Below are 9,550 nucleotides of genomic sequence, written 5' to 3'. Positions count from 1 at the left end.
TTTATACTGTCTCTGTGTTCTTTTATCTTGTGGCGCGCCCCCCCCCCCACACCCCCCCCCCCCCCCCCCGGGGCGCGAGCGCGGCGCGCGCCCCCCCCCCCCCCCCCCCCTCGACCACCGCTCCGTGACCGGGCACGTACAACGCGTCCTCGCCGCCCAGGGCGAGCAGCCGGTCGAGGGCCGCGGGCCACCGGGACGGCACGGCGTCGGGGCCCGCCTGGGGCTCGCCGGACTCCTCGACCAGATCGCCGCAGAACACCACCTCCGGCTCGCCCGGCACCAGGACCGCCAGGTCGTGGGCCGTGTGGCCCGGGCCGACATTCGCCAGCAGCACCTGCCGGCCGTCGCCCAGATCCAGCGTCCACTCGCCGCAGACGAGGTGACGGGGGACGACGAGGGCGTCGGCCGCCTCCTCGGCCACCGCGGCGGGCAGGCCGTTGCGGACCGCGTCCAGACGCAGCTCCTCGCGATCGCGGGTGAAGACCGCGTCGACGCCCACCGCGGCGAACACCTCCGCGCCCGCGAAGGCCGCGGCGCCGAAGACATGGTCGAAGTGGGGATGGGTGAGCGCGAGATGGGTCACACGATGGTCCGCGAGCTCCTGCGCCCGCGCGCGCAACCGGGCGCCCTCGGCGAGGCTCGACCCGGCGTCCACCACGAGCGCCGTACCCTCCCCGAGCACCAGCCCCGCCGTGCAGTCCCAGCCCGGGAGCCGGCACCGCCCGACTCCCGCGGCCACCCGCTCCCATCCCAGCTCTTCCCAAGTCAGCGTCATACGGCGACGCTAGCCCTGACACCCCGCCCGGGTACGAACCTGCAGGACCGGCCTTGCCCGGTGCGTACCCCACCGCCGTACACTTGGCCGGGGAACGCTGGCACTCGTACGAGCAGAGTGCCAGGGAGGGCGTCGAGAGCACGACATTTCTGGAGGTGTGCGCATGCTGAGCGAACGACGGCTCCAGGTGCTGCGCGCCATCGTCCAGGACTATGTCGGCACCGAGGAGCCGGTGGGCTCGAAGGCGCTCACCGAGCGGCACAACCTCGGCGTGTCCCCGGCGACCGTGCGCAACGACATGGCGGCCCTGGAGGACGAGGGGTTCATCGCCCAGCCGCACACCAGCGCGGGGCGCATCCCCACCGACAAGGGCTACCGCCTGTTCGTCGACAAGCTCGCCGGCGTCAAGCCGATGAGCGCGCCCGAACGGCGGGCGATCCAGAACTTCCTCGACGGAGCCGTCGACCTCGACGACGTCGTGGCACGGACGGTCCGGCTGCTCGCCCAGCTGACCCGGCAGGTCGCCGTCGTGCAGTACCCCTCCCTGACCCGTTCGACCGTGCGGCACGTGGAGCTGCTGGCGCTCGCGCCCGCGCGGGTGATGCTCGTGCTGATCACGGACACGGGGCGGGTGGAGCAGCGGATGGTCGACTGCCCCGCGCCGTTCGGGGAAACGTCTCTGGCGGATCTGCGCGCGCGGCTGAACAGCCGGGTCGCGGGCCGTCGGTTCACGGACGTGCCCCAGCTGGTGGAGGACCTGCCGGAGGCCTTCGAGATCGAGGACCGAGGTACGGTCGCGACGGTGCTCTCCACCCTCCTGGAGACGCTCGTCGAGGAGAACGAGGAGCGGCTGATGATCGGCGGCACCGCCAATCTGACCCGCTTCGGACATGACTTTCCCCTCACCATCCGCCCCGTCCTGGAGGCATTGGAGGAGCAGGTCGTGCTCCTCAAGCTGCTGGGCGAGGCGAAGGATTCGGGCATGACCGTGCGGATCGGTCACGAGATCGCCCATGAGGGACTCAACTCCACTTCTGTGGTGTCGGTCGGCTACGGTTCGGGCGGCGAGGCAGTCGCCAAGCTCGGCGTGGTCGGACCGACCCGCATGGATTACCCGGGAACGATGGGAGCGGTACGCGCAGTGGCACGTTACGTCGGACAGATCCTGGCGGAGTCGTAAGTGGCCACGGACTACTACGCCGTTCTCGGTGTGCGTCGCGACGCGTCGCAGGAAGAGATCAAGAAGGCCTTCCGTCGGCTCGCCCGCGAGCTGCACCCGGACGTCAACCCGGATCCGAAGACCCAGGAGCGGTTCAAGGAGATCAACGCCGCCTACGAGGTGCTGTCGGACCCGCAGAAGAAGCAGGTCTACGACCTCGGCGGCGACCCGCTCTCCCAGGCGGGCGGCGCGGGCGCGGGCGGCTTCGGCGCCGGTGGCTTCGGGAACTTCTCCGACATCATGGACGCGTTCTTCGGCACGGCGTCGCAGCGCGGGCCGCGCTCGCGCACCCGCCGGGGCCAGGACGCGATGATCCGTATCGAGGTCGAGCTGGACGAGGCGGCCTTCGGTACGACGAAGGACATCCAGGTCGACACGGCCGTCGTCTGCAACACCTGCAACGGCGAGGGCGCCGCGCCGGGCACCTCCGCCCAGACGTGTGACATGTGCCGCGGCCGCGGTGAGGTGTCGCAGGTGACCCGGTCCTTCCTGGGCCAGGTCATGACCTCGCGCCCCTGCCCGCAGTGCCAGGGCTTCGGCACGGTCGTCCCGACGCCGTGCCCGGAGTGCGCCGGTGACGGGCGCGTCCGCTCCCGTCGCACCCTGACCGTCAAGATCCCGGCCGGTGTCGACAACGGCACCCGCATCCAGCTCGCCGGTGAGGGCGAGGTCGGGCCGGGCGGTGGTCCCGCCGGCGATCTGTACGTCGAGATCCACGAGCTGCCCCACTCCACCTTCCAGCGGCGCGGCGACGATCTGCACTGCACGGTGACGATCCCGATGACTGCGGCGGCCCTCGGCACCAAGGTGCCGCTGGAGACGCTGGACGGGATGGAGGAGGTCGACATCCGCCCGGGCACCCAGTCGGGCCAGTCGATCCCGCTGCACGGCCGGGGCGTCACGCATCTGCGCGGCGGCGGCCGGGGCGACCTCATCGTCCACGTCGAGGTCCAGACCCCGACCAAGCTCGACCCCGAGCAGGAGCGCCTCCTGCGCGAGCTGGCCAAGCTGCGGGGCGAGGAACGGCCCCAGGGGCAGTTCCAGCCGGGTCAGCAGGGGCTGTTCTCCCGGCTGAAGGACGCGTTCAACGGTCGGTGAGTCGTCACGCATCCGCCATGCATGCCCCTGGCACATGCCAAGGGACGGCCGGATTCGGACTTGTTCGGAGGACGTGACAACATGCCGTCATGTCCTCCGCACTGACCGATCTCTTCCCATATCCGATCGTGCAGGCCCCCATGGCGGGCGGTGCCTCCGTGCCGCAGCTCGCCGCCGCCGTCTCCGAGGCGGGCGGTCTCGGCTTCCTCGCCGCCGGGTACAAGACCGCCGACGGCATGTACCAGGAGATCAAGCAGCTGCGGAGCCTCACCGGCCGCCCCTTCGGCGTGAACGTGTTCATGCCGCAGCCGGTGTACGCCGAGTCCGGCACCGTGGACCTCTTCGCCAACCAGCTGGCCGGCGAGGCCGCTTGGTACGAGACCGAGCTGGGCGACCCGGACAGCGGCCGTGACGACGGGTACGAGCCCAAGCTCACCGTGCTCCTCGACAACCCGGTGCCCGTGGTCTCCTTCCACTTCGGCGTCCCGACCCGTGACGTGCTGGACTCCTTCCGCCGGGCCGGAACGCTCACCCTGGTCACCGCGACCACCGCCGAGGAGGCCCTCGCCGTGCAGCGGGCGGGCGCCGACGCGGTGATCGCACAGGGCGTGGAGGCCGGCGGCCACCAGGGCACCCACCGTGACGTACCGGAGAACGACGGCTCCGGCATCGGACTGCTCTCCCTCGTCGCGCAGATCCGCGAGACCGTGGACATCCCGGTCGTCGCGGCCGGCGGCATCATGCGCGGCAGCCAGATCGCCGCCGTCCTCGCGGCGGGCGCGAGCGCCGCCCAGCTCGGCACCGCGTTCCTCGCCACCCCCGAGTCCGGCGCGTCAGCGCTGCACAAGCAGGCGCTGACCAACCCCCTCTTCCCCCGTACGGAGCTCACCCGCGCCTTCTCCGGCCGCCCGGCCCGCGGCCTGGTCAACCGCTTCCTGCGCGAGCACGGCCGGTACGCCCCCGCCGCCTACCCGGAGGTCCACCACCTGACCGTGCCGCTGCGCAAGGCGGCCGCCAAGGCCGGTGACGCGCAGGGCATGGCCCTGTGGGCGGGCCAGGGGCACCGGATGGCCCGGGAGCTGCCCGCCGGGCAGCTGGTGGCGGTCCTGGCCGACGAACTCGCCGAGGCCAGGACGGCGCTGTCCGCCCCTCCCGCCACCGGGAGTGAGCGCCGGTGACGGCCCCGGTCTTCGTCGTCGAGCACTTCCGCGCGGGTGGTGCCGGCCAGTACGTCCTCGACGGCCCCGAGGGCCGCCACGCGGTCTCCGTGAAGCGACTGCAGCCCGGGGAGGAGGTCGTACTCACCGACGGCGCCGGGCGCTACGCGGTCTGCGACGTGGTCGGCACCGAGGGCAAGGACCGGTTGATCGTCCACATGACCGGCGTTGCCGAGGAGCCGGAGGAGTCCCCGCGGATCACCGTCGTCCAGGCCCTGCCCAAGGGCGACCGGGGCGAGGTCGCCGTCGAGACCATGACCGAGGTGGGCGTCGACGCGATCGTGCCGTGGCAGGCCTCCCGCTGCATCACCCAGTGGAGGGGCGACCGCGGGCTCAAGGCACTCGGCAAGTGGCGGGCCACCGCCCGGGAGGCCGGCAAGCAGTCCCGCCGGGTCCGCTTCCCCGAGGTCGCGGACGCGGCGACGACCAAGCAGGTTGCCGCACTTCTCGCCAAGGCCGACTTCGCCGCCGTGCTCCACTCGGACTTCGAGCACGGCAGCGAGGCGCTCGCGACCGCCGAACTCCCCGCCGAGGGCGAGATCGTGCTGGTCGTGGGGCCCGAAGGGGGAGTCTCGCGCGAGGAGTTGGCGCTCTTCCAGGAGGCGGGCGCGAAGGCCTACGTCCTGGGGCGTACCGTGCTGCGTACATCGACCGCCGGGACCGCGGCGGCGGCCCTCCTGCTGGGCCGTACCGGCCGCTGGTCCTGACACCAGGGGGAACACCGTGGAACTCGCACAGGTCCGGCTGCTCGTCACCGACTTCGCCGCCTGCTACCGCTTCTACGCCGAAGTCCTCGGCCTCAAGCCCCAGTCGGGCGCGGCCGAGGGCCCCTACGAGAAGTTCAGCCCGCACACCGGGTCCGCCGGCATCGCGCTCCAGGACCGGGCGATGATGGCCCGCGTCCTGGGCGAACTCGGTGACACCGCGACCGGCCACCGCTCCCTGGTCGTGCTGCGCGTCGACGACCTCGACGCCTACTGCGCGGAGATCGCCTCCCGTGGCGCCACCCTGATCCACGGGCCGGCCCCCATGACCGACCGCATGCGCGTCGCCCACCTCAAGGACCCGGAGGGCAACCTGGTGGAGCTTCAGGAGTGGCTGCTGCTGCGCGGCTGACGGCGACCGCGGGGTAGAGCTCCCAGCCGTCCAGGTCCGCCGGGGCCCCGGGGGGGCCGCGCCCGCGCGGCGCCGCGCGCGCCGCGCCGCCCCCCACCCCCCCCGCGCGGCTTCTGGGTGGGCTGCCCACCCCCCCGGTGGTGAGCCCCGCAGCGTGGGCCCGATCGGCGACACTCTCGCCCACCGGACCGGCGCCGATGACGATCACGCCGTAGGTCCGGCTCGTCCCGGTCGTCGCTGCTTCGCTCATTGCTCGCCCTGTTCGTTGACCATTTCGGCCGTCGAGGCGCCGGCCAGACGGATCGAAGGGCCTCGGCGCCTTGTCCGCTGCACCGCGGCTCGCAACTGATGCGCTGGACCGATGAGCCGCACCGATGGAAAGGCCTGGTTGCTGTCGGGGGCCTGCGGGCGAGCCGCAAGCCCCCTCACGTCAAGGACGGAGACCCAAAGGCGCGCCTTCGCGGTCTGCGGGTCCGTGGGGGAGGGCGCGGTCAGCGGCCGGGGGCACGCTGCGTGACCTCCTGGAGCACCCAGCCGTTGCCGTCCGGGTCGCTGAAGGTGGCGTAGGAGCCATAGCTGGCACGCTCAGGGTGCGGGCCGACGATCCGCTCCTGGCCCTGGCCGTTGTGCACGACGTCGCCGGCGTCGTGCCCGTGGAAGAAGACGCCCTTGCCGTCGTGGAACACCTCGCTCACCTCGACTCCGCGGCCGACGAGCTCCGCGCGGGCCTGCTCGATGTCCGTGACGACGAGGTACAGACCCTGAGCCGAACCTGGCGTCGCCGTGGTGAGGCCCTTGCCGAAGATGATCGAAGCTTCCGACCCGGGCGGCGTGAGGTGAACGACCCGGTAGTCATCGGAGACGTCCACGGCAAGGTCGAGCCGGAAGCCCGCTTTCTCGTAGAAGGCCCGGGTGCGGTCGACGTCCGAGACGGGCAGGACGAAGAGCTCCAGTTTCAGGTTCATTTCTCTGATCACTTTCATTGTCGGTGTCCCGTACGTGGTGTGGGACACAGGGGGGGAGGACCGGCACGGCTCTCCGCTCGACGAGCGGGCGCGAGTGGTGCTGGGACCCGATACAGGGGATGGGCACTGTCGGCGCGAGAGGGGCGCGGGAGTGCCGCCGTGGATGCAGCGTCGTCGGACGCCGCATCGACGCTTTGTGTAAGTCGCCCAGTGGGCGGGGAGCCGCCCCGGGCAACTGTCAGCGGAGGTAGAAGTTCTTGTGTGCCGCCACGAACTCCTCGATCGTCTGGGCGGGGGTACCCGTCAGACGCTCGACATCGTTCGAAGCCCGGTCGTAGCGGTTCTCCTGGTGCAGGCGGCACATGGTGACGATGTGCTGTTCGATGTGCGGCGGCAGGCCGATGGTGGAGAGCACCTCTTCACGCCACCGTTCGAGGGGAACGTCCACGTACGAGACCGGTTGGCCCAGCGCCTTGGAGAACGCCTCGGCCATCTCCTTCATGTCGACCGTTCGCGGGCCGGTCAGCTCGTAGACGCGTCCCACGTGGGGAGCGGGGTCGCGCAGCACGGTCGCCGCCACCCTGGCCACGTCGTCCACGGCGATCGGTGAGGTCCGCCCGGCTCCAAAAGGCAGCTCGATGGTGCCGTTCCTGCGGATCGTCTGGGCCGGAAGCGTAGTGAACAGCGGGTTGTCCAGGAAAGATGTGGGGCGGATGTGGACCACTGGCACACCTGACCAGTTGAATACCTGCTCGGCCAGCCAGTGCAGCCGCTGCTGGTGGGACTCGGCCGTGCTGGTGGCGGTCATCTGCGAGACAGTCATCTGTGACATATCGATGAGGGCATCCAGCTGGCCGTACTCCCGTGCGACGCTCGCTGTTACGGTCGCGGCGAGAAGGTGGTCCGGTGACACGGGCATGGCGAAATACATGCGCCGGGCGCCTTCGAGAGCGGCAGCGACGGTCTCGGGTCGCGTGAGGTCACCGAGGACGACCTCTGCCCCCAGTGCGCGCAACTGCGCGGCACGGTCGTCGTCCCGCCGGACCATGACGCGCACGGCCACGTCCTGCGCGCGCAGCCTCTCGAGGACATTGCGGCCCACGCCGCCCGCGCCTGTGATCAGGACGAGGTGACTGGCAGCCATAGGTCTGCCTCCTTCTTTGTGACTGGGCAAGATCGCACCCGTACCGGCAACGGGAGTGCACGACCGTCCGTCGGCACTTGCTCGGCTAACACGGCAAGGCGGGGAGCGGATTCGTATCCTCACCGGCACTTAGGAGCATATGCTCCTAAGTGTCAGCACGCAAGGCCGCCCTTTGCTTCCCGTCCAGGGTGGTGACGGGGGTCATGAAGCTGCGATGACATTACGAGCGTATACTCCTATTTTATGGTTTTGGTGTCCGGGAGGGTGGACTCCGGTGGTATTAACAGCGCCACATGACGCGGCATAGCCCCTGCGGTATCAAGGTTGCCGCATTCGACACTCTCGGTGCCTTTGAGCGTACGCCCGGTCGGAGGGCTCGGCGCGGCCGACCAATCCCACCCGGTCCCGTGCCGGCGCAGTGGCTCGCCGGGGTCCCAGAGTGCCGTCCCGCGGCTGGGTCTCGGCATCCGGGTGGACAGTGGCGAATGGTTCGCAGTTCCTCGCCGGACGCCGGCGCGGCCGCCGGTGCAGGGAGGGGCAGGGGTTTCCTCCCCCTCCCGCAGGGGCGCCTGCGTCCGCAGTGTGACCCCGAGCACTTAGGTGCATATACTCATAGCTCGACTCGGGAACTGGAGGAGATCATGACCCACACCGAGAGGGACGCCGTCGACTCCTGCAACAACCTGGCCCTGCGCAAGGCCGCCCGGTACCTCAGCGCCACCTATGACAAGGCGCTCGCCCCCACGGGCCTGCGTGCAACGCAGTTCAGCATCCTCCAGAGACTGAGCACCGAAGAGCAGATCACCATCACGACCCTCGCCGAGATGATCGCCATGGACCGCACCACCTTGGCCACCAATCTCAAACCACTCGCGCGCGAGGGCCTCGTCACCGTCGAACCCTCGCCGACAGACCGCCGTGCTCGCATCGTCACCCTCACCGCCGATGGCCTTGCCCGGATGAAAGCCGCCCTCCCGTACTGGCGTACCGTGCAAGCCGAGTTCGAAGAAAGCTTCGGCGCAGACAATGCAGTCCAGCTCCGCGCCGCCCTCGAAGACGTACTCAGCACCGGATTCCACCCCTGGGCCGAGTGACAGCAAGGTGGCATCACGGGCATCGACCCAGCTGAGCCAGAGCTTCCAGCGACCTCCGTCAGGCCTGTACTCGAGTCCGCCTCGACGCTCTGGCGCTGCGCCCGCAGCAGCGCTTGGCCCTGGCGACGTGGCTATGAGTAGAGGCGCTCTGCATTTGGCGGACTTCGTGACCTTCGACATCGTCCACGCAGATGCCGACCCGACCGGCTGGCCCCACCCTCCGCAACTGGCGGCACTTCATGACACGTTCGCACGCTGACCCTGCGCACGTCGACCACTGACCCGACCACGGTGCAGCAGTGGCTGCGAGGGCGGTGGCCGGGCCGGAGGGGCATGCCTCAAGCGGCGCGTCACGCGCTGGCGTCAACCCGTCCAGGGGCCGACGGCCGGTAGCTGGTGCCCCGCGGTGGGTGAACGCATCAGATCTCAGCCCTTCGCAATAGGCACGTTCAGTGACACCGCCTTACCGAGTCAGTCGGGGGAGCTGTTCCACGGCTCAGCCAGCGCTTCCACCATGAGCAAGCCTCGGCCGTGTTCCGCTTCGGAGTTCTCGTCCTCCGAGGAGGCAAGCGGGGAAGGTGCCGGTGGGTTGCTGCCCGAATCCCGTACTTCCGGTCGGGCGTGGTCAGCAAAGGCCCGCAGACGGATGTCGACATCGCGGCCTGCATGGATTAGCGCATTGGTCACAACCGCGGAGACAACAGGCTGGGGGAGTCTGTCATTTCCGACAGGCTCCATGACGACAAGCAGCGGGCCACGAAGGCACGGGCCGCCCTGACGCTGCCGTCAGCACATTGTGAGACGAGCAACAAACCCCTGGGGGGGTTGGGGGCGGGGGGGGGGGGAGGCGGGCACATCGCGCCGGGGGGGGGGGGGGGCCCCCCGCCCGGCGGCGCGGGCCGAGAGGGGGTGGCCGAGGGCG

The 9,550-nt window shown here is 70.4% G+C and carries 10 protein-coding genes; 6 read left to right on the top strand and 4 right to left on the bottom strand.

Going from position 1 to position 9,550, the window contains the following annotated elements:
* Nucleotides 1-22: 22 nt before the first annotated feature.
* Entirely contained in the window at nucleotides 23-775 is a 753-nt protein-coding gene (locus tag ACFW2E_RS05975) for an MBL fold metallo-hydrolase (RefSeq protein ID WP_384462067.1), read from the bottom strand.
* Between the two features lie 163 nt (nucleotides 776-938).
* On the opposite strand from ACFW2E_RS05975, the gene hrcA reads away from it, so the two are divergent.
* From hrcA to ACFW2E_RS05950, 5 genes are all read left to right on the top strand, one after another.
* Nucleotides 939-1,955, top strand: a complete 1,017-nt coding sequence (hrcA, locus tag ACFW2E_RS05970) for a heat-inducible transcriptional repressor HrcA (protein WP_384462065.1) — start codon at nucleotides 939-941, stop codon at nucleotides 1,953-1,955.
* Complete coding sequence (gene dnaJ, locus ACFW2E_RS05965; RefSeq protein ID WP_384462062.1) at nucleotides 1,956-3,092, top strand: molecular chaperone DnaJ; 1,137 nt, start codon at nucleotides 1,956-1,958, stop codon at nucleotides 3,090-3,092.
* An 89-nt stretch (nucleotides 3,093-3,181) separates the two neighbouring features.
* Nucleotides 3,182-4,270: a nitronate monooxygenase gene (locus ACFW2E_RS05960; protein ID WP_384462059.1), complete on the top strand. Its 1,089-nt coding sequence runs from the start codon at nucleotides 3,182-3,184 to the stop codon at nucleotides 4,268-4,270.
* Nucleotides 4,267-5,016: a 16S rRNA (uracil(1498)-N(3))-methyltransferase gene (locus tag ACFW2E_RS05955; RefSeq protein ID WP_384462056.1), complete on the top strand. Its 750-nt coding sequence runs from the start codon at nucleotides 4,267-4,269 to the stop codon at nucleotides 5,014-5,016. Before ACFW2E_RS05960 ends, ACFW2E_RS05955 begins: the two co-directional genes overlap by 4 nt.
* A gap of 16 nt (nucleotides 5,017-5,032) precedes the next feature.
* On the top strand, nucleotides 5,033-5,425 hold the full coding sequence (locus ACFW2E_RS05950) for a VOC family protein (RefSeq protein ID WP_384462053.1): 393 nt from the start codon (nucleotides 5,033-5,035) through the stop codon (nucleotides 5,423-5,425).
* A 491-nt stretch (nucleotides 5,426-5,916) separates the two neighbouring features.
* Here ACFW2E_RS05950 and ACFW2E_RS05945 read toward each other — a convergent pair whose 3' ends face one another.
* The gene (locus ACFW2E_RS05945; RefSeq protein WP_384462050.1) at nucleotides 5,917-6,390 is read right to left on the bottom strand and encodes a VOC family protein; all 474 of its coding nucleotides are present in this window, start codon (nucleotides 6,388-6,390) and stop codon (nucleotides 5,917-5,919) included.
* Between the two features lie 238 nt (nucleotides 6,391-6,628).
* A complete protein-coding gene (locus tag ACFW2E_RS05940) occupies nucleotides 6,629-7,534 on the bottom strand; it encodes an NmrA family NAD(P)-binding protein (RefSeq protein WP_384462047.1) in 906 nt (301 codons plus the stop codon).
* A 641-nt stretch (nucleotides 7,535-8,175) separates the two neighbouring features.
* On the opposite strand from ACFW2E_RS05940, the gene ACFW2E_RS05935 reads away from it, so the two are divergent.
* On the top strand, nucleotides 8,176-8,628 hold the full coding sequence (locus ACFW2E_RS05935; RefSeq protein ID WP_384462044.1) for a MarR family winged helix-turn-helix transcriptional regulator: 453 nt from the start codon (nucleotides 8,176-8,178) through the stop codon (nucleotides 8,626-8,628).
* 471 nt (nucleotides 8,629-9,099) lie between these two features.
* On the opposite strand, the gene ACFW2E_RS05930 is transcribed toward ACFW2E_RS05935, so the two are convergent.
* The gene (locus ACFW2E_RS05930; protein WP_384462041.1) at nucleotides 9,100-9,366 is read right to left on the bottom strand and encodes an ATP-binding protein; all 267 of its coding nucleotides are present in this window, start codon (nucleotides 9,364-9,366) and stop codon (nucleotides 9,100-9,102) included.
* Nucleotides 9,367-9,550: the final 184 nt, after the last annotated feature.

The organism is Streptomyces sp. NPDC058964 (assembly GCF_042741275.1).
In the GTDB taxonomy this organism is placed as follows: domain Bacteria; phylum Actinomycetota; class Actinomycetes; order Streptomycetales; family Streptomycetaceae; genus Streptomyces.
Note: the sequence above shows the minus strand (reverse complement) of the source record. Positions and strands in the feature narration are given on the sequence as shown.

Coding starts and splice junctions, on each gene's coding strand:
- ACFW2E_RS05930 (WP_384462041.1), bottom strand. CDS start 9,366: ATGGAGCCTGTCGGAAATGACAGACTCCCCCAGCCTGTTGTCTCCGCG.
- hrcA (WP_384462065.1), top strand. CDS start 939: ATGCTGAGCGAACGACGGCTCCAGGTGCTGCGCGCCATCGTCCAGGAC.
- ACFW2E_RS05945 (WP_384462050.1), bottom strand. CDS start 6,390: ATGAACCTGAAACTGGAGCTCTTCGTCCTGCCCGTCTCGGACGTCGAC.
- ACFW2E_RS05935 (WP_384462044.1), top strand. CDS start 8,176: ATGACCCACACCGAGAGGGACGCCGTCGACTCCTGCAACAACCTGGCC.
- ACFW2E_RS05975 (WP_384462067.1), bottom strand. CDS start 775: ATGACGCTGACTTGGGAAGAGCTGGGATGGGAGCGGGTGGCCGCGGGA.
- ACFW2E_RS05960 (WP_384462059.1), top strand. CDS start 3,182: ATGTCCTCCGCACTGACCGATCTCTTCCCATATCCGATCGTGCAGGCC.
- ACFW2E_RS05940 (WP_384462047.1), bottom strand. CDS start 7,534: ATGGCTGCCAGTCACCTCGTCCTGATCACAGGCGCGGGCGGCGTGGGC.